The organism is Salinivibrio kushneri, assembly GCF_027286325.1.
Lineage (GTDB): Bacteria > Pseudomonadota > Gammaproteobacteria > Enterobacterales > Vibrionaceae > Salinivibrio > Salinivibrio kushneri_A.
Window position 1 is genome coordinate 55,679 of record NZ_CP114589.1, and the last position, 21,445, is coordinate 77,123.

Below are 21,445 nucleotides of genomic sequence, written 5' to 3' on the forward strand. Positions count from 1 at the left end.
ATGTTAATTAACTTAGCGCATTGACTGGCGATGAATATGTGCTGACCTCTCAGATTCAGACTCATCAGGCACAATAAAGCCGCTGTAAGGTAGCGATAATCGCCGCGACGTTGGGGTCATTGAGCTGATAAAACACCTGCTGCGATGACTTACGTACCTTGACCAGTTGATGCCGCTTAAGCACGCTAAGGTGCTGAGAAAACGCGGACTGACTCAGGCGCGACCCTTGCAACAATTGCCCCACCGACATCTCTCCCGCCAAAAGCTGGCATAGCACAATTAATCGCTCAGGATGGGCCATCACTTTCAACATGGTCGCCACGAGAGACGCTTGCTCTCGCATGGCACTGATGTCCATATCCGGTACGCTTTCTGCCTCAAACGGCACCGTTGACTCTGCCATCGCCCACTCCTCTTTCGTCAATACGCATAGCTTAGCGCGGCATTTTATTTAGTCAATTCTAATTTAGATAAATTATTATTAGACTTTTCTAAATATAACTTCTAGAGTGATCCGAGTGCCGACAAACACTGAAGGCGTTCGAGCCAAAGCGGTTCGGTCTGTCGGGTAATCGTATAGAGGATGCAAAGGAGTCTTGCTATGACAATTGATAATGGCGTACGCGTAATCGCTGGCATGATGGTGCTACTTTCTGTCGTGCTTACCCTCACAGTTCACAGCCAATTTGTTTGGCTAACCGTCTTCGTTGGCGTAAACCTGATCCAAAGTGCGTTTACAGGGATTTGTCCGGCTGCCTTTTTCCTGAAAAAACTTGGACTCAGCAACGCTTAATGGAGTCATAATGACCAAAATCGTGATTATTGGCGGCGTCGCCGGTGGCGCTTCTGCCGCCGCTCGCGCCCGTCGTTTAAGTGAAGAAGCCGAAATCATCATGTTCGAACGGGGCCCTTACGTCTCGTTCGCGAACTGTGGTTTGCCTTATCATATCGGCGGTGACATTACCGACCGCAGTAAACTCTTGCTGCAAACCCCGGACAGTTTCCGCGCCCGCTTTAATGTGGACGTGCGCATCAACAGTACGGTCACTGCGATTAACCGCGAGGCCAAAACCGTCACCGTCACCCGTGCCGATGGCAGCGACTACCAAGAAAGCTACGACAAATTGCTATTAAGCCCAGGCGCGGCCCCGATCATGCCGCCTATTCCTGGCTTAGATAACCCGCTAACCCACTCGCTCCGCAATATTCCAGACATGGATGCGATTTTGCATACCATTGATATGAATAATCCCAGCCATGCGACTGTCGTCGGCGGGGGCTTTATTGGTCTTGAGATGATGGAAGCGCTGCATCAACGCGGGATTAAAACCACCCTGTTGGAAATGGCCGATCAGGTGATGACGCCGGTTGACCGAGAAATGGCGGGATTTGTCCATCAAACCATTCGCGATCACGGGGTGGATTTACACCTAGGTACCGCGCTGGAGTCCGCCGAGTTTATTCCCACCACGCATGTTGCCAGTGATGATGCCGGCGAGCCCAGTGAGCCTCAGCATCTGGAAGGCGCTTTACGTCTGACCCTCAATAATGGCGACAAACTGGATACCGAACTTTTGATCATGGCGGTTGGGGTTAAGCCTGAAGTCGCGCTGGCGCAACAAGCGGGGCTTGCCATTGGTGAAAAAGGCGGCATTGTCGTCAACAGTACTCTGCAAACCCAAGATCCCGATATTTACGCGGTCGGCGATGCAGTGGAAGAGATTGACTTTGTGACCCATAAACCAACATTAGTGCCACTGGCGGGTCCGGCGAACCGTCAAGGGCGGATGGCCGCTGACAACATGCTAGGAAGCACTGAGCATTATCTCGGCACCCAAGGCACCGCCATCTGCAAAGTGTTTGATCTCGCGGTGGCGTCAGTGGGCCAAAATGAGAAACAACTTAAGCACGCTGACATCGATTACCAAAAAGTGTATGTCCACGCCGCCAGTCATGCCGGTTACTATCCTGGCGCAGAGGTTGTCTCATTTAAGCTGCTGTTTGCTCCGGATACCGGTGCGATTTTAGGCGCGCAAGCCGTGGGTAAAGACGGTATTGATAAACGCATTGATGTCATGGCCGTGGCACAGCGTGCTGGCATGACCGTTGAGCAGCTCCAACATCTCGAGCTCACCTACGCGCCGCCGTATGGCAGTGCCAAAGATGTGATTAACCAAGCGGCGTTTGTGGCCACCAATATTCTTAAAGGTGACGCAACGCCGATCCACTTTGATGAGGTAGACAACCTCTCCGACGAGCAAGTGCTACTCGATGTGCGCAATGCGCCAGAGCGCGAAAACGGTCAGTTGATTGAGGGCGATGTGCACATTCCGGTCGACGAACTACGTGGACGCATCGATGAACTACCGAAAGACAAAGAAATTGTGGTGTACTGCCAAGTCGGCCTCAGAGGCAATGTCGCCTATCGCCAACTGGTCAATCATGGTTTTAAAGCTCGCAACTTAATTGGGGGCTATCGCACCTACAAGTTTGCCAAGGCATAGTGCGATCACTGCTTTCACATCAAACTGGGTGACCCGACTTGGGTCACCTTTTTTATACCTGCTGGTCAGCGTTTATGAAAACAGTCCCGACGACAAATAACGATCACCGCGATCGCAAACAATGGCCACCACCACAGAGCCGGGTTCGGCTTTCGCGACTTGCAGGGCCGCAAACACCGCGCCACCCGAGCTAACACCTGCACATATACCCTCTTCTCTGGCGAGGGCGCGCGCAGTCTCTTTCGCATCTTGCTCAGAAATGTCCATCACCTCGTCGATATGCTCGTCGGTATAAATGCCAGGTAAATACTCAGCCGGCCAGCGCCGAATACCAGGGATCGCACTCCCTTCGGTAGGCTGTAAGCCAATGGTTTTAATCGCGGGGTTTTGCGTTTTTAGGTACTTTGAGGTTCCCACAATGGTGCCTGTGGTGCCCATGCTGGCGATAAAGTGGGTGATTTGTTGCTGGCTTTGTTGCCAAATTTCTGGGCCCGTACCCGTTAAGTGCGCCTGCCAGTTATCCGGGTTATTAAACTGATCCAACACTTTGCCCTTACCCTGTGCCTGCATGGATAAAGCTAAATCGCGTGCGCCTTCCATCCCCGCCGCTTGAGAGACGAGGATAAGCTCACTGCCATAGGCTCGCATGGCATCTTTGCGCTCCTGTGTAGCGTTTTCAGGCATGATTAAAATCAGTCGATAGCCTTTAATCGCCGCTGCCATCGCCAGCGCGATCCCAGTGTTGCCACTGGTCGCTTCAATCAAGGTATCGCCCGGTTGGATATCTCCCCGTGCTTCTGCTTGCACGATCATATTAAGTGCGGGTCTGTCTTTCACCGAACCGGCCGGGTTATTGCCCTCGAGTTTGACCAAAACAGTGCTGCCTGTCGCTGCGGCTAGGCGCTGCAAGCGCACCAAAGGGGTCTGACCCACATAATCTTCAAGCGTGGGGAAATCAGCCACGTTGCTTACCTCTGCATGTTTCATGAATTGCCTGCCTGATGGGTGCTTTCAACACCGCGTAAGGCACTGTCTATCGCCATATCCTACAAGGAGGCTATGTGCGACACGCAGACATTTTTTCACTAACATATACAAAATGGTTATATTTAAACTGTTTTTTATTCCCTTCGATTGCTTTTATTCTGTGACCTATCCCAACTTTCTTTGCTGATAACAGCAACAAACGGCCATCAAGGATTTTTACAATGAAGGTATTCAAAACTCTGGCTCTTTCGGCTTTGCTTGCCACCAGCGCGGCGCCGGTATCTGCCGCCGAGCAAACCCTCTTGAATTCATCTTACGACATCGCACGGGAGCTTTTTGCTGATTACAATCCACTGTTTGCGGCGCACTGGCAAGAAAAAACCGGAGAGTCGGTGACCATTAAGCAGTCGCATGGTGGATCCTCGGCGCAGGCACGCGCCATCATGCAAGGGCTGCAAGCGGATGTTGTCACCTTCAACCAAGTCACGGATGTGCAGGTGCTGTACGATCGCGGCAAGTTGATCGACAAAAACTGGAAAGAGAATTTCCCCAACAGTAGCTCGCCGTACTACTCCACCACCGCGTTTTTGGTGCGCAAGGGCAACCCAAAGAATATTGAAAATTGGGATGATTTGGCCAAGGACGACGTTGCTTCTGTTTTCCCGAATCCAAAAACCTCCGGTAATGCGCGTTATACCTATCTTGCCGCACTCGGTTATGCGCAAAAGGCGTTCGGAAAAAACAACACCGAGCAACAAGACCAATTTTTGAAACAGCTTCTCGCCAATGTGGCGGTGTTTGATACCGGTGGCCGCGGCGCAACCACCTCATTTGTTGAACGTGGCATTGGCGATGTGCTGGTCACCTTTGAATCAGAAGTCAACAATATCCGCCAGCAATATGGTAGCGACAAGTACGATATTGTGGTGCCTAAAACCTCGATTTTGGCTGAGTTCCCCGTCGCCGTGGTAGAGCGTAACGCCAAACGCAACGGCACCACTGAGTTGGCAACCGAGTATCTGTCTTACCTATACAGTGAAAAAGCACAGCGCTTATTGGCCGATTTTAACTACCGTGTCCATCACCCTGACGTGGTCAAAGACAATGCCGATCGTTTCCCTGAAGTCGAATTGCTGACCGTGGAAGCTATCGCAGGGAGTTGGGACCAGGCCATGAAAACGCACTTTGCCAGTGGCGGAAAACTCGACCAACTGCAACGCCGTTAATTCTTTCTAGGTATTGAGACGCTATGCCATCGCTATCGTATCAACGCCAATCAATGCCTTGGGCAGCACGTCAGCAGCGCGTGCTGCCCGGATTTGGCATCAGTTTAGGCGTGTCTTTGCTGTTCATCAGCTTGATTCTGCTGTTACCGGCCAGCGGCCTTATCATGCAGACCAGCCAAATGACATGGCAAGAATACTGGTTTGCCATCACTGACCCACGGATTGTCGCCAGTTATAAAGTCACGGCCGGTGCGGCGCTGATTGCCTCATTATTAAACGGTGTGATTGGCCTACTCTTTGCGTGGGTGCTGGTGCGATACGACTTTGTAGGCAAACGCTTCGTCGATGCGCTGGTTGATTTGCCGTTTGCTCTGCCCACCGCCGTTGCCGGCGTCACGCTCGCCACCTTATACGCCGATAACGGCTGGATAGGCAGTGTGCTTGCCAACGTCGGTATCCAAGTTGCCTACACGCCGCTTGGGATCGTGATTGCCATGATGTTTACCAGCTTGCCGTTTGTGGTACGTACCGTCCAACCCGTGTTGGAAGAGATCTCCCAAGAGGAAGAAGAAGCGGGCACTGTGCTCGGGGCAAGTGACGGTGCGGTGTTTTGGCGGATTATTCTGCCGACCATCAAACCGGCGTTATTAGTGGGTGTGGCCTTATCATTTACCCGCAGTCTGGGTGAATTCGGTGCGGTGATTTTTATTGCTGGCAATATGCCCTACGTCAGCGAGATCACGTCGCTGATGATCTTTGTTCGCTTGCAAGAGTTTGATTTCCCAGCGGCGAGTGCCATTGCCTCGGTGATCTTGATGGCATCGCTGTCGTTATTGTTTGCCATCAACCTTTGGCAAGGCCGTTATCTAAAACGTATTCACGGGCGGTAAGGACGCTTTATGAGCACAAACTCGGTGAGAATTGGTGACACCCCATGGATCAGGCGCAGTTTAATCGCGCTTATGCTGCTGCTCGTGGCGCTGGTTTTGGTTGTGCCGCTGGTGAGTATTTTTTCCATCGCCTTCGCGGATGGTATCGCCAGTTACTTCCAACACTTGCTCGCGCCGGATACCCGCCACGCGATTGGCCTCACTTTATTAGTGGCCGTTCTCACGGTACCCATTAACCTAGTATTTGGCGTGATGTTGGCATGGGCGGTCACCCGTTTCCAATTTCCGGGACGAAAACTGGTCACCACCTTGATTGATATCCCGTTTGCCGTATCGCCCGTGGTCGCAGGCTTACTCTATTTGCTGCTGTATGGCAGTAACGGCTGGCTAGGCGCGTGGCTGTTTGAGCATGACCTTCAAGTGATGTTTGCCCTACCCGGCATTGTGCTAGTCACTATTTTTGTTACCTGCCCTTTCGTCGCCCGCGAGCTGATCCCGCTCATGCAGCAGCAAGGGCAAGCGGAAGAAGAAGCAGCCGTGGTGTTAGGCGCATCATGGTGGCAGCTTTTTCGCCGTGTCACCTTGCCCAATATTAAGTGGGCTCTCATCTACGGGGTCATTTTGACTAATGCCCGTGCCATCGGCGAGTTTGGCGCGGTCGCTGTGGTGTCTGGCAGCATTCGCGGTCAAACCAATACCCTGCCTTTGCAGGTACAGCTTCTTTACGAAGATTACCAAACTCAAGCAGCCTTCGCCTGTGCGTCATTACTTGCCTTTATGGCACTCGCTACCTTGGCATTGAAAGCCTTGGTGGAATGGCGTCAACACCGTGCACACGCCAGTACCGCGACGATGGATGAAAGCAGTGCGTCAACGCCTGCCCGCTTAACCTTACAAACGAACCAAAGTGAGCCGTAAGCCATGCGTATTCAACTGAACAACATCACTAAACACTTTGGCCAGTTCCAAGCGTTATCGCCGTTATCACTTACTATAGAGCAAGGCGAGATGATGGGACTGCTTGGCCCCTCAGGCTCCGGTAAAACCACGTTATTGCGCATTATTGCCGGATTAGAAAGCAGTAACAGCGGCCAGATCTTATTTGGCGAGCGCGATGTCACCCGCGTCCATGTGCGGGATCGCCGTGTCGGGTTTGTTTTTCAAAACTACGCCTTGTTCAAACATATGACGGTGGCAGAGAACATCGCCTTTGGGTTGCAAGTGATGCCACGTCGCGAGCGCCCCTCCCCAGCCACGATTACGCAACGGGTGAACCAACTGCTTGAGGTCGTGCAGTTAGGCCATCTGGGCCAACGGTATCCCGAGCAATTATCGGGCGGACAAAAGCAACGTATCGCACTGGCGCGAGCGTTGGCGACTCGGCCGGAGATCTTATTGCTCGACGAACCGTTCGGTGCGTTAGATGCACAAGTACGCAAAGAGTTGCGCCAATGGTTACGCCGACTACACGATGAAATGGCTTTTACCAGTGTGTTTGTCACTCACGACCAAGACGAAGCACTCGAGCTATCGGATCGCGTGGTGGTGATGAGTAATGGGCAAATTGAACAAGTCGACAGTCCGGTCGATCTTTATGCTGCGCCGAAAAGCCGCTTTGTGTTTGATTTTTTAGGGAACGTGAATGTTTTTTCCGGCCACTATCAGCAAGGCACGTGGCAAAATGGCAATGCCTTTATTCAACCTACACTAAACACGCACACCCAACAGTCAGGCAGTTTGTATGTACGCAGCCATGAGTTAACCCTGGCTGATAAACCCAATAGCCAACTCTCGCTGCCCATGCGTGTGGTCTCTATCAACCCGGTCGGTGCCGAGGTGCGGGTATCACTCGCCCCACAAGGCTGGGAAAGTGAACAACTATGGGAAGCCACCCTAACCCATCATGTGTGGCAAGCCGCACCGTATCAAAAGGGCGATACCGTGTATGCGATGCCGCACCGTGGATACTTTTTCAACGGCACAGACACCGAGCCGCACCGACTCAATTGGCCATTTTTGACGGCCGATAGCTTGGTGTATGATATTTAGATGATTTAGCGAGTGGATGTTGGCGGTGCTCTATCAGTTATCTAGTAAGCATTTACCTTCATACAGACATCGCCACTTTCAACTCAGAGAGTGAAGAAGGGTAGCCTAGGTAATACCCTTGCACATATTCGCAATCAAAGCCTTTCAACAATGCAAGTTGTGTGGCGGTTTCCACGCCTTCAGCGACCACGTTGATTTCTAGGCGTTTGGCAATATCAATAATGCCGGCCGTGATCGCTTTAGCACGGCTATCGTTTTCCATCGATTGGATGAAACTGCGGTCAATCTTGATTTCATCGACATTAATTCGATTAAACATCCCTAAAGAGGTATAACCCACCCCAAAATCATCAATGGAAAACATCACGCCATGGCGTTTGAGGGTATCAACCACTCGCGCGCACTCAAGAATATCATCAAGTGCTGCGGTTTCAGTTATTTCTAGGCACAGGTAACGCGCGAATTCTGGGTTCAATTGCAAGTAATCGTCAATACGCCGAATCGCACTCTCACTATTAAACTCAACCGCAGAAATATTGACCGACACACGCTGAATGATATTTCCCAACAGATCACTATCGTGTAACTGCTTGGCGGCTTTTTCGAGTACGAGCGCCGTTAGGTCTTCGCAAAAGCCCTGTTCTTCGGCGAGCGTGATAAAGGTACTCGGTGGAATCACACCAAAGGTTTCATGGGTCCATCTCGCCAATACTTCTAAACCGGTTAGCTCGCCTGATGCCAAGCGATATTGCGGCTGAAAGACAACATCAATCTCTTTGTTATTGATTGCAACTCTGAGTGCGGAAACGAGCTGCCTACGCTTTTGAGCTTGCTCGGTTAAATGAATATCATGATACGTTATCGTCCCTTTGCGCTTTTTGGCATCATTCAGGGCGCGCGTAGCCGCCGTCATCAAGGTGGCGGCATCGTCACCATCTGGCCCGAATAACGCCACCCCTATCGAGCAAGTAGCTTTTTGATCATATCGTTGCAAATGACGATGACATTCACGGTGCAACCTATCAATATAAAGTGCCATATCGCTGGCACCGTCTAACGCTACAAGGCAGGCAAAGCGGTCTGCGTGGACGCGAGAGGTGAGTTTATCGAGTAGCGTTGATACCTCAATGGCATGAGCCATGTCAGACAACAGGTGATTGGTACGTTCAAACCCAAGTTTATTGGTGAGTGATGTAAACCCATCAATGTCGATAATCACCAAAACATACGAGGTTTGTTGATCCCGTGGGGCAAGCAAAGTATCGACATGACGCATAAACACAGAGGGACTGTGCAAGCCGGTCACACTATCAATGTCACTCGCTCGCTCTAACGCTAGGTTATTCCTTCTTGCCAGGTTCCAGAGCATAATCGACGTCACCACCACAAAGAAATGCCCTTTGAATGCTTGCGCCAATTCGTACATCTCTAGGCTGGCGGTTACAGCAGTTACCACACGATCGGAGAACAAGATCCACAAGGTCGCAAAAAAGAAATAGATAAACGCCAGCTTCAGTGCGTAGTAGTTCGTTTTTTTCATTGTGGTTCCCGTGCGATGACGTCCATTCAACCTTCTTGCAACACCCTAACTCGCGCTCGGCGAGACACAAAAGGAAAGACGCGGCAATAAAACCCGCCTCTTTCCAATCATTATTAAAAATGAGACAGCACTTTTAAAGTGTGTAACTGCATATTAGGTCTAATGATTGTTGTCCGCCAGAAAAAACGACCATAAACAATCTACTAATTGATAAACGCCTTCCATGTATACTAGTGATAGCATTAATGAATAGGCGTTAAACCATCAACCCAACACCACTCGGTAAAGCGTCCTACATTACCCCGCCGCGCCATCTGCGCGTGCTTGGCTCAGCATGGGGCCAAATCGCACCGCAAACCAGCCATAGCTGATCGTCCAAAGCAGTGCAGACGCAGCGACCAGCTCTAGGGTATACACCGGCCAAAACCACATGCCAAATACACGGACGAGGGCTGATATGAGCAAGGCATAAAACAACCAAGAAACAGCGGGGCCCTGATAGACATTGCGCCCAGTATGGCCAAGCGTGACTCGCGCAATCATGGCTAAAATCACTCCGCCAAGAGTGGCTATCGCAAAAAGGTGCCAAATGAGGTTTGATGCCCAGGGGTTAATCACCACCGCTTTTAATAACAAGCCAAGTGGTAAAAAGAGATAGAATAGGTGCAGCGAGAACAGCATTGGTACCTGGTACGCTTTCCAGCCTTTCCAACAGTAAAGCCGAACACATTGAGCAATACCCGCTGTAAGCAGCAACCCACGCGCGACCATGTTATCAGTGCCGGACACCAAAGTGACGCCAAGCAGTAGCACAAACACAACGATAATCGCTCGCTCCAGCCATACAGGTGTGCTGGACACCTGTATACCCAACTTCTTCTCCGTGAAAAATGGGATCACCCGGCCACCCATTACGCTAATAAGCAGCATGAACCACAACAAGGTACTGTGCCAAACTTGATTAATGGGTAGTGAGACTTCCCCTAGCAGTACGCCGTAAGACAACGCATTAAGTAAGGCCGCCACCGCCAAGATAGGAATAAATAGATAATTGCGCTGACGCTTAGTCACTACCACGCGATAACCCAACGACCATGCCACGCAGGCCATAAACAGGGTATCAAGTACAAGGCTCGACCAAATTGGGACATCCACCCAGAAGCTCAACCGCGCCAACAGCCATAATGAAAAAATAGCGAAAAGCTTCAGCCCACGTGTACCCGGAATACTGGTCCAATTTTGTACCGCTGTGATTAAAAACCCACCAACAATGGCCATCGAAAAGCCAAACAACATCTCGTGAGCATGCCACCAAAGCGAAGGAACCGTGAGTGACACCATCCCAGGATGGGTGTACAGCCCACTCCATATAATAATGACCAGACAGGAGTAAAGGGCACCAAAAAGGAAGAAGGGCCGAAATCCCAACCGAAACAGCGGCGGGATCTTATCCTCTTTTTGTTTGTCGGTGACGTTTAACAGCATGGCAAAGCGCTCCATAGGGGCAAAATTAATATTGCTACCCTAGCACACAGACGACCACGGCTATTGATGTCAAACAAACTCAAACCCATTTAATGTGCCACAAAATATGTGGTTATTGGCCAATTTACGTGGCTTAGACGAGCAGCCACGGCCATCCAATTCGCTGGGTTACAATAGTGAAAGAACGCTCTAACACTTGCCTTGTTTAGCATGGCCAGGTGGACAAAACTTGTCAGACGATGGTCCAGTATCCTCTCTGCCTACTTTTACCTTAACGTCATCAAGCTCTCCTTCGACACGGGTCAGCTGACAGCCTGATACCAGAGCAACAGTTAATAGCATTAATATCAAAGATTTCATTTTAGCCCTCCAAATAGTCGAATAAACGGGAGGCTATCAACGACTACCTGGCCTTGTGTTAGAGCAATGACAAAATCATTAATAACTGCCACATGCTTTTCTTGGTTATTTACTAACCAAGCTCAGCCTTGGCTTATCAAAAAACTGGACGTCATTGTTGATAACAACAACAATTTGCACATCTGCGATCGGCGCGATACGCCAGTGATACAGGCACAGATTGAGGAGGCCCATGACCTATCCATCTAGCACTAAATTTGCGGTTCTCGGCGCAGCACTTATCGCCATAAGCTATGGGTTAGCCCGCTTTGCATTCGGTCTGTTCGTTCCACCCATTCGCGACGACTTAGGACTCAGTCCCTCACAAATAGGGATGATTAGCGCCCTACCGTTGATTAGCTTTGTGGCCGCTACCCTGTTCGCCCCCCTGATTGCCGACCGAATTGGCGCAAGAATCACTGCGATTGTTTCTGGTTTATTTGGCACGCTGGGTTTAGCGGTCATCAGCCAAGCTACTGGGGACGTATCGCTAGCTATCGGTGTGTTTGCTTGCGGTATTTGCACCGGCTTGATGATGCCAGCCCTCACCGCCGCCATGCAGGCCATCGTCAATCGCGCCCTGCACGGTCGAGTCAGTTCAGTAATGAACGCGGGCACAAGCATTGGTGTCGTGGTTGCTGTGCCTATAGTTCTAATACTCGAATCGGCCTGGCGCACGGCCTATTTATCGTTTGCCATACTTGCTGCACTTGGCGTATTCGCTGCATGGCGTATGTTGCCGTCTGTCTCGCCTGTCACACCCACAGATGCCGCGCCCGCTCCACCGATCAGCCGATTACAATGGGCGCGGCTGTTACGTTTATCGTTGTTTGCATTCGCGATGGGGTTTGTCTCTGCCGCATACTGGATTTTCGCACCCGATTTGGTCATCACACTGGGAGGGCTTCCCAGCGATGCGACCGGGTGGTTATGGGTAGCCGTTGGCATTGCCGGTTTAGGCGGTGCGGTCGCAGCGGATCTCGCTGACCGTAACAACCCACCCATCACTCATTCATTAATGTTAATGATGTTGGCGGCAAGTATGGCACTCATTGCCGCCAGTCCACAAAACAGTGGGATCGCGGTGTTTTCCGCTCTGGTGTTTGGCCTTGCCTACATGAGTTTAACCGGCTTATACCTAATGACCGGGATCCGCCTTCTCCCCGGGCGTTTATCCCTCGGGCCTGTTTTACCCTTTATGGCGGTCTCACTCGGTCAAGCCGTCGGCTCTCCGGTGTTAGGTCTATTGATTGAAAGCATGGGTTATGCCGGCGCTTTTTCGGTGTTTGCCTCCGCCAGCATTGTGGTTGCCATTATCTCACCACTCTATCCTCGCCAGCTCGAGCAAGAGTGGGACGAAGACGTGATTGAAGACACCGGCCTGCAAGCGGCCTATGATCATCAATTACATGATGAAGAGGGTGAGCCTTATCGCGGTGTGGAAATAGAAGAAGAGACCCAAACCACTGAATAAGACCACAGCTATGAAATATAATTACAAAATTGTCATTTAAAACAGGCTTTAATCAAACATTGATCACACATAAAACACGAACTATGCTCTAAATATACTGATATGTAATTTATTTACACACAAGGAGCGTGCTATGTTGTCTGCAATTAAGGAACTTTTTACCCCTCATAAAGATTATGCGGGTCGACATATTGATGCGGTTATTGACCGTTTGGCCGCACAAACAGGGACCGAGCCCCATGTTTGGTCTTACCTCCGAGAGCAAGCGGTATATGAAAATACACGCAATGGAATGCGCGTGTATCCTCATGAGCTGAGAAAGTACGCGGCCTAGAATCAACCGTACCTAGGACACCAACAGATTTTGCGTCGTGCTACTGTAAGGTTCGTGCTAGACTCCACGCCATTCAGTGTGTCTGGGCGGTAACACAGTCACACGCTTCTTGTTTGTTGAGTCTGTTATGCCATTTAAAAAACTAGGGTTAAGCGCCTCGCTTTGCCAAGCCATTGCCCAACGCGGCTTTACCACGCCAACGTCTATTCAAGCGAAAGCAATTCCGATCATCCAACAAGGGCACGATCTGATTGCCGCGGCACAAACGGGCACCGGGAAAACCTCGAGTTTTATCTGGCCTATCATCGATAAGCTATCTGCCGGTGAAGCTGGGCGCAAAAAGCGCGCTCGCGCTCTCGTCATCGCCCCCACTCGTGAGCTCGCCTTGCAAGTGGCAGAAAGCGCACGCCAAGACAGCCAGTTTACTGAGCTAAAAACCTTGGCGATGGTGGGCGGCATGGACGAGCAAGCACAAAAGCAAGCCTTAGTGGACGGCGTCGACATTTTGGTCGCTACCCCGGGACGACTGCGCGATTTACTCAGCCAACGTGCCGTCTATTTAGATGAAGTAGAGGTGCTGGTGCTGGATGAAGCGGATCGCATGCTCGATATGGGCTTTATTGATGCGATTCAGAATATTCTAGATCGATTGCCGGCGAGCACGCAGTGCTTACTGTTTTCGGCCACGCTGTCTAATAAAGTGCGCGAGCTGGCCAAAGCGACCATTGGCGATGACGGCAAAGAAATCAGCATTGCCGCACGAGATGCCTCGAAAGACAACATTACTCAGTGGTGTATTCCCGTCGATAAAGATAAGAAATCCGCACTACTTAGCCATTTAATTAAAGAGAATGGCTGGACGCAAGCGTTGATTTTTATCGAAACCAAACACGGCGCCGCCAAACTCGCTACCCAGTTGGAAAAACGGGGCATTGCCGCTGAAGCTTTTCACAGTGGACGCAGCCAAGCCGTGCGGACTCAATTGCTAGAAGACTTTAAAAACGGTGACATCCAATTTTTAATTGCCACCGGTGTCGCCGCGCGTGGTATTGATATTGAGTCGCTTGAGCGCGTAGTCAATTATGATCTACCCTTCCCAGCCGACGAGTACGTACACCGGATTGGCCGTACCGGCCGTGCCAGTGCTCAAGGCGAAGCAATTTCATTGGTCTCAAAAGACAACACCAAAAACTTGCGTATGATTGAAGCACGTCTCGGGCATCCACTTGAACGTCGCATCATCGAAGGCTTTGAGCCCAAAAAACCGGTGCCGCTGACTGCGCCCAAATAATTGGTACGCATACAATGATCGCAATAAAAACGGCGAGCCTCATGCTCGCCGTTTTTATTTGCTTGCTTTATGCCTGAGTCAATGTTTGCCAGAGCGCCTGCCATGCGTCTGGGCGGCGATAGTATTGGCTTACTGTGATGGCTTGCCATTGACCGTTTTGCTCCACCAGCATGGATGGAAAACCGCGTAAGCCATGCGCTGCCATCAATTGACGGGTTTGATTCACCGCGGGCATCACGTCATTCTCGGCGCGATTCATCGCCTGTTGCCAAGCCTCTGCCTCTATCCCCATCTCACTGGCAAGCTCTGCGAGCGTGTCAGCGTCACAGACGGAGCGACCTTGCTGATAATGACCCCGCTGAATGCGTTTCAGCATCTCTGCGCCCTGAGCATCAAGCTGCTGGGCTGCGAGGATAGCTTGCGCGGTCATAAAGGAGTCCAAAATTACCGGCTGATCGCTTGCTACGCGGTCAAGATAGGCTTGACCAAATGTCTGTCCGGTTTGATCGGCAATGGTTTGATCTGCCGCCAAAATGTGTTGACGAAAACTGTCTTCAATCGGCGCACGCTCACGCATACCACCCGGACGAAGCTGCAAGTTAATCTCAGGGTTGTTGCTCAAGCTTTCAATCAAGGTGGCGGCGCCGAAGCACCAACCACACATTGGGTCAAAAATGTAGTGGACGTTTACCATTCCATCTCTCCCATGTGCACTTTGGCACCAATTTCCAAAGCCATCGGCAGGCCGGCTTTCGGGTATTTCGCTTGCATGGTTTTCATCAGCTCAGCACTGTCTTTGCTGTTTGCTTTCGCCTCGGCAAAGTCTTGCAAATACTGCTGGGCAAAGGCGATGGTGTCAGCGTTTAGCGCCGTCCCCGCGGTCATATGTCCTGGGATCACCACGTTAGGCTTCAGTGCTGCCATTTCTTCTAGCTGTGCGGCCCAACCTTCACGTGCTTGATCAGATTGTGCGTCTGCCATCCAAAGGTGAACATTGCCATACACAGCGACGTTGCCCAGGATCGCCTCGTTGGCTGGGATCCAAAGATACGGGCGGTGTGCCAACTCACCTTTCGCGCCACGAATTTCAATCTTACGGCCGTCCAGTGTCAATGATGAACGGGTATAGGCAGCTGGCACCACTGGGTTTTGCGGGGCATTGTCACCCATTTTTGGGGCCCAAAATGCCATTTTTCCATCCAGTTTTTCTGCAATCGTGGCACGTACTGCCGGTGTAGTGATCACTTTTGCGTCAGGGAACATGCCGTGCAGCACTTCCGCACCAAAGTAGTAATCTGGGTCGGCTTGGCTGATAAAGATGGTGGTCAGCTCTTTCCCAGAGTCCAGCACCTTAGCGGCAATACGTAGCGCGTCTGCTTTAGTAAAGCCCGTATCAACCACCATGGCTTCGGTTTCGCCGTACACCACGGTTGAGTTTACGTGGAAGCTGTTACCATCCGCGTTATACACGTCTAGGTTCAAGGGTTCAGCATTATTTGCTGCCATTGCGCTACCGGTCAGTAATAAAGAGGCAGCTAGGGTTTTTATCAATTTCATCGTCGTGCTCCGTTGTTTTGCATTCGGTGTTGAGATGCTGTGCAGTTTACGGGCTCGACTTGTTCGGATATATAGCTAATAATTTGCATCATTGTTTCATATTTCGATCATATTGATACTTCGTCGCCATGCATCACACGATCGATATTGTTTATAGCCAACCTCGGAGCACACTCATGGATAAACTTACTGCGGCAAGAGTCATGGTAGATGTCGCCCTGACTCAAAGTTTTACCGCCACTGCCGAGCGGCTTGAGATGTCGCGCCCCATGGTGACTCGTCATGTCGACGCGCTGGAAGACTGGTTAGGCGTACGCTTATTGCAGCGCACCACGCGCAAAGTATCGTTAACCTCCGCCGGCGAGCAAAGCTTGCCACAACTGGAACAATGGGTTGAGCAAGCCAATGCCCTGACACAGCAATGGCAGCAAGAGACGGGCTTGACTGGCAAAGTACGGGTGGCGACCAGTATGTCGTTCGGTTTTGCGCAACTGATCCCCGCGGTAAAGCCCTTTATGGACTCTCATCCCGGGGTAGACGTAGATATTGAGGTACAGGATAAAGCAGTCGACTTGATTGCGGAACGGATTGATATTGCCATCCGTATTGCGTCCAACCCAGACCCTTCCCTAATTGGTCGCCCGATCGCCGCGTGTGATTCCGTCTTGGTGGCGGCACCGGATTATTTAGCCGCCCATGCACCCATCCGCTCACCAGACGATCTCACCGCGCATAGCTGCCTCAGTTACAAGCAATTTAATCGGCCAATTTGGCATTTAGACAAAGGTGAGGAACACGCCGCGGTTGAGGTGCAAGGTAAGCTGTCTGCCAACGAGGCAACTACCTTACTCAGTGCCGCCATCCAGGGAATGGGCGTGAGCATGCAGCCGGTGTACCTAGCCCATAGTGCCATTGCGCGAGGTCAGCTAGAAGTGGTGCTCCCCGATTGGCAACCCAAAGCGATGGATATCTACGCCTTGTACCCGTCACGTCGCAATCAACCACCGGCGGTGCGTGCATTGCTAGATGCGCTGATTGCCCACTTCGCAGATAGCGAGTGGGCACCGGTTGCTATTTAGCCAGCAGAAAAGTTAACTGAGAAAAGCCATTTAGTAAGAGAAAAAGCACGCCGGCTTAATCAGACGATTTTGCTTGCGCGGCATGATAACGCTGAGCTTTAACCAACCATTTATCCAGCTGGTTGGCAAAGGCTTGTTTTTGCTGCGGACCAAGCGGAGCAGGCCCGCCGGTGTGCACACCGCTACTGCGCATGGTTTCCATAAAATCACGGATATTAAGTCGAGCACGGATGTTTTCTTTGGTCAGCAATTCACCGCGGGTGTTAATCACCGTCACGCCCTTTTCAATCACTTCATCCGCGAGCGGAATGTCTTGGGTGATCACCAGGTCGCCCGCTTCTGCCTCGGCAACAATTTGGTTGTCCGCCACATCAAAGCCCTTTTCCACCTGACGTGCGCTGGCATAGGGCGACGGCGGTAAACGAATAAACTGGTTGGCAATAAAGGTGGCTTGAATGTGTGTTCGGTGTGCCGCGCGGACTATCATCTCGCGCATTGCGACCGGACAAGCGTCCGCATCTACCCATATTTGCATGCTGGTTCTCTTAGCGTTAGCGTCAATGCCTGCATTAAACCCCAATTCACCGCAAAATGAAACGTTACCCCTGCGTCGTATTCGTGTTTAGCTCGGGCACGCAGATAGTTGTCGGTCTTGGTTGCCCACTCTCAAACTGTGCTAACCAAGCCGTTAAGCATGGCATCACACCATCGGCGAACGCTGCCTCCCCCTGCCACCAAATCCGTGTCAGTGTTAACCAGCGGTGACGCTTACTGTACGCATTGGCGATGTTGTCGGTGCGCAGTAGGCTGTGATCGGCATGTTCAAACACACGCACGTGATAAAAAGGCAGCGGCGCGTTAGCAAGCAGTTGATGATAGATTGAAGCGGTTTTATCCGAATCGACATAAGCATCCTGCGCACCAAACAACGCTAACATGGGCACGTTGAGATCGATAAAATCCGCGGTCACATCCGAGGCCCAATTACGTTGTACAAATTGCCAAAAGGCCTCGCTCATGGGCGCTTTGTCATCCTGATTTATATGGTCTAGATACTGCTGATACGACGCGCCGGATTGAATCAAAGCATCTACTTTCGCCTCGGCCGCTTGCTCAGTCGCACTCTCTGACTCACTGTATCCGGTGGCTAATCGCCGTTGACGTCCAGAATACTCGGATTGCGCCATCCAGTTGACCGCCCCGCCGACACTGATCAAAAAGTCGATATCTTCCACTTGGTGCACCACCTTAGGGATCACCCAACCGGCTTGGCTAAAGCCCATCAACCCCAGCTTGCCATCCTTTAGCCCCAAGGTTTGGCGCAAATAGCGAATCGCCGCCGCGACTTCATCGGCGCGATCTTGCATCGATTGCGACCGCCAATCCCCGCTGGAATCCCCCACGCCCGGCTTATCCCAAGACAACGCACACCACCCATTCGCCGCTAACACTCGCCAAAGTGGGAGGTAATAGCCAAACGCATCGGTCGGCACGTCACCCGAGCCATGCACAAACACCACACACTGATGTGGCGTCTCTGTACCCAAAGGTAAAATTAACTCACCGGCGAGCTGATTATCGCCAGCGTTAAAGTGAATGGCTTGACGCTTAAGCCCCGCATTTGGGTCATCCATGACTATCACCACAAACGCGCCTATCAGCACCAGCGCTATCAAACCTCGCTTTAGCCACTTCATCCCCTTTCTCCCTCCACCCAATTACCGCTAAAAGGTGTATAAATAGCCGGTATTGAACGACCAAAGATCGTCTCTATCAACAATCGGGCTGTCTGATACTTCATCGCCATAGTGGCCATAACTCACCCCCAGCAGCAGATGATGCGCACGGCCAAGCGTGTAATAGAGATTGAGATCAGATTGAAGCGTGCAGGTTTCATCAGGTTGATAAGTGGCTCGGCCAGCTTTGGCGTCTTGGGCTGACACGCCAACGTAATAACGACTCACCGCACTACCCACGCAAGTCAGTGACAATTGTGGATCCACCACCCATTGGCCTTGCTCTATCGGCGCGCCATAGCGGGCCACTACCGTGCCACTGTTATGATTATCCGAGATATCATGATGGTAGCCGAGCTCAAAATAGCCCACCGACGTTATCCAGCCGGTAGTTAGATTAGCGGTATATACCTTATCGAGACTTTTCATATCCTTGAGGGTTTTGCTGTCACCGCGGGTGTGATCGCCAAACACATCGTCGCCCACGCCCGCCGACACATACCAGCTGTCACCCTCGGCGAGATACACACCTAGGGTATCGTTGCGATAAAAAATCCCCTCCCATTGCGCCTCAACCACCAGCTCAATATCTTGGTCATCTTCACCATCTTTATAAATCGACGGCTCGGTATAGCCGACCAAACCGACGGTTAGATAATTATCCCCAGACACGCTGTCGGTTTGCGCGTGTCCAACCCAGGGCACCAAGATCAAAACTAAACAGATAAGTGTGACAAATGGCTTCACTGGCGATTCTCCATAATGGCGAGGTAACTGAGAGTTCGCCCTTATCTTGAAACAACCGGTATTAAGAAAACCTTAAGCTCGCTCCCTCAAATTGTGCGCGGCTTCCCAATTGATAACCGCCCTCGCCATCTGAGCGTCGCACTGAAATTCAAAATGCCAGTTGAGCTGACCGGCAATGCGCTCAACAAGCTGTAGGCCCAGACCAAATCCCAGCTGATTCTCGTCGACGTCTGAATCAATAGGGTTGGCAATCGAAAACTGCCCGTTGGTGACCTTAATCTCAATCACGCCGGGCGCACTGTAGGTGAGCGCATTGCGAATCAGGTTGGCGCTCGCAATGCGAAATAGGTCCCTCTCGATACAAATAGGATCACTGTGATTGCCAATATGGACAGTCACTGGCTTGTGCGCAGCAAGATACGCCAGCTCATCCACCAGGGTTGCGCACAGCGAGCCAAGGTCGACCTTTGATTGACGAACTTTATCCGGATGTTGCCGCGCCAGCCAAAGCAGTGATTCAGACAGCGCCATCATATTAGCGTTGGCACGCGAGGCGCGCTGCAAGGCCGGATAACTGGCATCCTTGTCACCGATGCGCAGTGACAAGGTATCCAAGGAAGCCTGCATAATCGCCAAGGGCGTACGCAGCTCATGGCTGGCATGCTTTAAAAACTGCTGCTCCCGTTGGTTATGCTCACGCACCTGTTGCAGCGAGGCCATTAAGTGGTCGGCGATTTGGTTAACTTCACGTACCGAAAAGCACACATCGATAGCTTGATCAGGGTGTGTTTTTACTCGCGCCGACCATGCCACCAACTCTTTGAGTGGCTTCAATGCATTGTTGAACAACAGCCCAATCACGGTGACAAGCACCAGCATAAAAGCGGCAATTAACACGCTGGCATCGGCCAAAGAGCGCTCGACAATCATGGCAGCTAATGCTTCGATTTTTTCTGCCGCTTCAAACTCGACCAAGTATAGCCCTTGCGATAGGTGCTCGCGGGAGTACACCAAATAGCCATATTCACGTGCTCCACTATCGTTGATACGCTGAATTTCTATCGGATCATCGGGTTGTATCGGCTCCGAGGAAAACAAATCACGCACCGATTTTGGGATAGCCTGCCAATCTCGATACGCACTGACAGTGTCGCTTTGGGGCAATGGGTAGTTAGGATCGGCGGCCAGCTTTTGCTCTAGCTTGATAGCATCGAGCCGCATGTAGTTTTTACCTGCCTGACTGATTTGATAAAAACTAAACACGGTGACAAGCGCCAATAACCCAATAAAGATCGCCACCGCTATCAACAAAAGCTGGCGACGCGATTGTGCCGCGAGGCTTCGAACAGGACTTTGGCTCATACCGGCGCGGCTTCAGAAAGAGACAAACCAATGCCGACATGGGTGTGGATCAGCGTTTTTGCAAACGGCTTATCAACCACTTTACGCAAATGGTGGAGATGCACGTTAATGGTTCCTTGGCGCACATCCTCGCTAGCCCAAATCGCTTCTTCAATGTCGCTTTTGGACACCACAGTGGGTGAGCGACGCGCTAACAACAATAAAATATTCCAGCCGATAGGGGTCAATTTAAGCGGCGTGTCACCGCGCGACGCGATATGCTCTTTGGGATAAATCGTCAGATCAGCGATGGTAATACACTCTCGCACCGGTTGATGACGCCGATGCAAGGCCTGTAAGCGGGCGAGCAACAAAGGCATGGTGCAAGGTTTGACCACATAATCATCCACGCCAGCGCGAAAACCCTCAAGCTGGTCGGTGTCCGCGCAGCACGCGGTCAGCATTAACACCGGGGTATCAATGCCCTGCTCACGCAGATCACGACAAACCGCCATACCTTGTGTTTTGGGCAGCATGTTATCGAGAATCACACAATCAAACGTCTGCTGGCTGGCAAGCTGAACACCGGTTTCGCCGTTATAGGCAAAATCACAGTCGATATTATGCAGCTCTAGGTACTCTGAAATCGCTAAGCTGAGATCGTGGTCATCTTCAATGATGAGTATTTTCATGCGACGTGCTCTTCTATCCGTGTCGTTTTTAATCTACACGAATCCACTGAATAAAATACACCCCACTCTTTTGATCTCGCCCGATACAAAAAAAGCGCCCGCAGGCGCTTTCAT

At 51.3% G+C, this 21,445-nt stretch carries 22 protein-coding genes; 10 read left to right on the plus strand and 12 right to left on the minus strand.

Annotation, left to right across the window (positions count from 1 at the left end):
* Window positions 1-64 precede the first annotated feature (64 nt).
* Window positions 65-403 (minus strand): ArsR/SmtB family transcription factor, encoded by a 339-nt coding sequence (locus N8M53_RS13150; RefSeq protein ID WP_269580322.1) that lies wholly within the window; start codon window positions 401-403, stop codon window positions 65-67.
* Between the two features lie 198 nt (window positions 404-601).
* Here N8M53_RS13150 and N8M53_RS13155 point away from each other — a divergent pair, with 198 nt between their 5' ends.
* Window positions 602-793, plus strand: a complete 192-nt coding sequence (locus N8M53_RS13155) for a YgaP family membrane protein (protein WP_046075776.1) — start codon at window positions 602-604, stop codon at window positions 791-793.
* A gap of 10 nt (window positions 794-803) precedes the next feature.
* Window positions 804-2,504, plus strand: coding sequence for an FAD-dependent oxidoreductase (locus N8M53_RS13160; protein ID WP_269580323.1), 1,701 nt, complete (start codon window positions 804-806; stop codon window positions 2,502-2,504).
* A 72-nt stretch (window positions 2,505-2,576) separates the two neighbouring features.
* On the opposite strand, the gene cysM is transcribed toward N8M53_RS13160, so the two are convergent.
* Window positions 2,577-3,467, minus strand: a complete 891-nt coding sequence (gene cysM / locus N8M53_RS13165) for a cysteine synthase CysM (protein ID WP_167315414.1) — start codon at window positions 3,465-3,467, stop codon at window positions 2,577-2,579.
* A 245-nt stretch (window positions 3,468-3,712) separates the two neighbouring features.
* On the opposite strand from cysM, the gene cysP reads away from it, so the two are divergent.
* The 4 genes from cysP to N8M53_RS13185 are packed head-to-tail and all read left to right on the plus strand — an operon-like array spanning window position 3,713 to window position 7,656.
* A complete protein-coding gene (cysP, locus tag N8M53_RS13170) occupies window positions 3,713-4,717 on the plus strand; it encodes a thiosulfate ABC transporter substrate-binding protein CysP (RefSeq protein WP_269580324.1) in 1,005 nt (334 codons plus the stop codon).
* 53 nt (window positions 4,718-4,770) lie between these two features.
* Window positions 4,771-5,607, plus strand: coding sequence for a sulfate ABC transporter permease subunit CysT (gene cysT, locus N8M53_RS13175; protein WP_420066630.1), 837 nt, complete (start codon window positions 4,771-4,773; stop codon window positions 5,605-5,607).
* 9 nt (window positions 5,608-5,616) lie between these two features.
* On the plus strand, window positions 5,617-6,525 hold the full coding sequence (gene cysW / locus N8M53_RS13180) for a sulfate ABC transporter permease subunit CysW (protein ID WP_269580326.1): 909 nt from the start codon (window positions 5,617-5,619) through the stop codon (window positions 6,523-6,525).
* Between the two features lie 3 nt (window positions 6,526-6,528).
* On the plus strand, window positions 6,529-7,656 hold the full coding sequence (locus N8M53_RS13185) for a sulfate/molybdate ABC transporter ATP-binding protein (RefSeq protein WP_269580327.1): 1,128 nt from the start codon (window positions 6,529-6,531) through the stop codon (window positions 7,654-7,656).
* Between the two features lie 58 nt (window positions 7,657-7,714).
* On the opposite strand, the gene N8M53_RS13190 is transcribed toward N8M53_RS13185, so the two are convergent.
* The 3 genes from N8M53_RS13190 to N8M53_RS13200 all read right to left on the minus strand — a co-directional run bounded on the left by N8M53_RS13190 (window position 7,715) and on the right by N8M53_RS13200 (window position 11,041).
* The gene (locus tag N8M53_RS13190; RefSeq protein ID WP_269580328.1) at window positions 7,715-9,196 is read right to left on the minus strand and encodes a putative bifunctional diguanylate cyclase/phosphodiesterase; all 1,482 of its coding nucleotides are present in this window, start codon (window positions 9,194-9,196) and stop codon (window positions 7,715-7,717) included.
* A 297-nt stretch (window positions 9,197-9,493) separates the two neighbouring features.
* Window positions 9,494-10,681 carry an NnrS family protein gene (locus N8M53_RS13195; RefSeq protein WP_269580329.1) on the minus strand — a complete coding sequence of 396 codons (1,188 nt, stop codon included), beginning with the start codon at window positions 10,679-10,681 and terminating at the stop codon, window positions 9,494-9,496.
* Window positions 10,682-10,870: 189 nt separating this feature from the next.
* The gene (locus N8M53_RS13200; RefSeq protein WP_269580330.1) at window positions 10,871-11,041 is read right to left on the minus strand and encodes a hypothetical protein; all 171 of its coding nucleotides are present in this window, start codon (window positions 11,039-11,041) and stop codon (window positions 10,871-10,873) included.
* 232 nt (window positions 11,042-11,273) lie between these two features.
* On the opposite strand from N8M53_RS13200, the gene N8M53_RS13205 reads away from it, so the two are divergent.
* The 3 genes from N8M53_RS13205 to N8M53_RS13215 all read left to right on the plus strand — a co-directional run bounded on the left by N8M53_RS13205 (window position 11,274) and on the right by N8M53_RS13215 (window position 14,179).
* Entirely contained in the window at window positions 11,274-12,554 is a 1,281-nt protein-coding gene (locus tag N8M53_RS13205; protein ID WP_269580331.1) for an MFS transporter, read from the plus strand.
* A 133-nt stretch (window positions 12,555-12,687) separates the two neighbouring features.
* The gene (locus tag N8M53_RS13210) at window positions 12,688-12,888 is read left to right on the plus strand and encodes a hypothetical protein (protein ID WP_269580332.1); all 201 of its coding nucleotides are present in this window, start codon (window positions 12,688-12,690) and stop codon (window positions 12,886-12,888) included.
* A 127-nt stretch (window positions 12,889-13,015) separates the two neighbouring features.
* A complete protein-coding gene (locus tag N8M53_RS13215; protein WP_269580333.1) occupies window positions 13,016-14,179 on the plus strand; it encodes a DEAD/DEAH box helicase in 1,164 nt (387 codons plus the stop codon).
* A gap of 67 nt (window positions 14,180-14,246) precedes the next feature.
* On the opposite strand, the gene N8M53_RS13220 is transcribed toward N8M53_RS13215, so the two are convergent.
* Together N8M53_RS13220 and N8M53_RS13225 are read right to left on the minus strand one after the other, a co-directional pair.
* Entirely contained in the window at window positions 14,247-14,873 is a 627-nt protein-coding gene (locus N8M53_RS13220; protein WP_269580334.1) for a DsbA family protein, read from the minus strand.
* The gene (locus N8M53_RS13225) at window positions 14,867-15,736 is read right to left on the minus strand and encodes an MBL fold metallo-hydrolase (RefSeq protein WP_269580335.1); all 870 of its coding nucleotides are present in this window, start codon (window positions 15,734-15,736) and stop codon (window positions 14,867-14,869) included. Before N8M53_RS13225 ends, N8M53_RS13220 begins: the two co-directional genes overlap by 7 nt.
* 176 nt (window positions 15,737-15,912) lie before the next feature.
* On the opposite strand from N8M53_RS13225, the gene N8M53_RS13230 reads away from it, so the two are divergent.
* Window positions 15,913-16,815 carry a LysR family transcriptional regulator gene (locus N8M53_RS13230; RefSeq protein ID WP_269580336.1) on the plus strand — a complete coding sequence of 301 codons (903 nt, stop codon included), beginning with the start codon at window positions 15,913-15,915 and terminating at the stop codon, window positions 16,813-16,815.
* Window positions 16,816-16,870: 55 nt separating this feature from the next.
* On the opposite strand, the gene N8M53_RS13235 is transcribed toward N8M53_RS13230, so the two are convergent.
* The 5 genes from N8M53_RS13235 to N8M53_RS13255 all read right to left on the minus strand — a co-directional run bounded on the left by N8M53_RS13235 (window position 16,871) and on the right by N8M53_RS13255 (window position 21,331).
* Window positions 16,871-17,350, minus strand: a complete 480-nt coding sequence (locus tag N8M53_RS13235) for a YaiI/YqxD family protein (protein ID WP_096632378.1) — start codon at window positions 17,348-17,350, stop codon at window positions 16,871-16,873.
* A 64-nt stretch (window positions 17,351-17,414) separates the two neighbouring features.
* Window positions 17,415-18,512, minus strand: a complete 1,098-nt coding sequence (locus N8M53_RS13240) for an alpha/beta hydrolase family protein (RefSeq protein ID WP_269580337.1) — start codon at window positions 18,510-18,512, stop codon at window positions 17,415-17,417.
* Window positions 18,513-18,539: 27 nt separating this feature from the next.
* On the minus strand, window positions 18,540-19,298 hold the full coding sequence (locus N8M53_RS13245; protein WP_269580338.1) for a MipA/OmpV family protein: 759 nt from the start codon (window positions 19,296-19,298) through the stop codon (window positions 18,540-18,542).
* 72 nt (window positions 19,299-19,370) lie between these two features.
* Window positions 19,371-20,660 (minus strand): sensor histidine kinase, encoded by a 1,290-nt coding sequence (locus N8M53_RS13250; RefSeq protein WP_269580339.1) that lies wholly within the window; start codon window positions 20,658-20,660, stop codon window positions 19,371-19,373.
* A complete protein-coding gene (locus N8M53_RS13255; RefSeq protein ID WP_269580340.1) occupies window positions 20,657-21,331 on the minus strand; it encodes a response regulator transcription factor in 675 nt (224 codons plus the stop codon). The genes N8M53_RS13250 and N8M53_RS13255 overlap by 4 nt, the downstream gene beginning before the upstream one ends.
* Window positions 21,332-21,445 lie beyond the last annotated feature (114 nt).

Excerpts from the sequence above, each read along its gene's own strand:
- cysP (WP_269580324.1), top strand. The coding sequence starts at position 3,713 with ATGAAGGTATTCAAAACTCTGGCTCTTTCGGCTTTGCTTGCCACCAGC.
- N8M53_RS13190 (WP_269580328.1), bottom strand. The coding sequence starts at position 9,196 with ATGAAAAAAACGAACTACTACGCACTGAAGCTGGCGTTTATCTATTTC.
- N8M53_RS13210 (WP_269580332.1), top strand. The coding sequence starts at position 12,688 with ATGTTGTCTGCAATTAAGGAACTTTTTACCCCTCATAAAGATTATGCG.
- N8M53_RS13155 (WP_046075776.1), top strand. The coding sequence starts at position 602 with ATGACAATTGATAATGGCGTACGCGTAATCGCTGGCATGATGGTGCTA.
- N8M53_RS13160 (WP_269580323.1), top strand. The coding sequence starts at position 804 with ATGACCAAAATCGTGATTATTGGCGGCGTCGCCGGTGGCGCTTCTGCC.
- N8M53_RS13205 (WP_269580331.1), top strand. The coding sequence starts at position 11,274 with ATGACCTATCCATCTAGCACTAAATTTGCGGTTCTCGGCGCAGCACTT.
- N8M53_RS13230 (WP_269580336.1), top strand. The coding sequence starts at position 15,913 with ATGGATAAACTTACTGCGGCAAGAGTCATGGTAGATGTCGCCCTGACT.
- N8M53_RS13215 (WP_269580333.1), top strand. The coding sequence starts at position 13,016 with ATGCCATTTAAAAAACTAGGGTTAAGCGCCTCGCTTTGCCAAGCCATT.
- N8M53_RS13200 (WP_269580330.1), bottom strand. The coding sequence starts at position 11,041 with ATGAAATCTTTGATATTAATGCTATTAACTGTTGCTCTGGTATCAGGC.
- N8M53_RS13255 (WP_269580340.1), bottom strand. The coding sequence starts at position 21,331 with ATGAAAATACTCATCATTGAAGATGACCACGATCTCAGCTTAGCGATT.
- cysW (WP_269580326.1), top strand. The coding sequence starts at position 5,617 with ATGAGCACAAACTCGGTGAGAATTGGTGACACCCCATGGATCAGGCGC.
- N8M53_RS13150 (WP_269580322.1), bottom strand. The coding sequence starts at position 403 with ATGGCAGAGTCAACGGTGCCGTTTGAGGCAGAAAGCGTACCGGATATG.
- N8M53_RS13220 (WP_269580334.1), bottom strand. The coding sequence starts at position 14,873 with ATGGTAAACGTCCACTACATTTTTGACCCAATGTGTGGTTGGTGCTTC.
- N8M53_RS13250 (WP_269580339.1), bottom strand. The coding sequence starts at position 20,660 with ATGAGCCAAAGTCCTGTTCGAAGCCTCGCGGCACAATCGCGTCGCCAG.
- N8M53_RS13185 (WP_269580327.1), top strand. The coding sequence starts at position 6,529 with ATGCGTATTCAACTGAACAACATCACTAAACACTTTGGCCAGTTCCAA.
- N8M53_RS13235 (WP_096632378.1), bottom strand. The coding sequence starts at position 17,350 with ATGCAAATATGGGTAGATGCGGACGCTTGTCCGGTCGCAATGCGCGAG.
- N8M53_RS13225 (WP_269580335.1), bottom strand. The coding sequence starts at position 15,736 with ATGAAATTGATAAAAACCCTAGCTGCCTCTTTATTACTGACCGGTAGC.
- N8M53_RS13195 (WP_269580329.1), bottom strand. The coding sequence starts at position 10,681 with ATGCTGTTAAACGTCACCGACAAACAAAAAGAGGATAAGATCCCGCCG.
- N8M53_RS13240 (WP_269580337.1), bottom strand. The coding sequence starts at position 18,512 with ATGAAGTGGCTAAAGCGAGGTTTGATAGCGCTGGTGCTGATAGGCGCG.
- cysT (WP_420066630.1), top strand. The coding sequence starts at position 4,771 with ATGCCTTGGGCAGCACGTCAGCAGCGCGTGCTGCCCGGATTTGGCATC.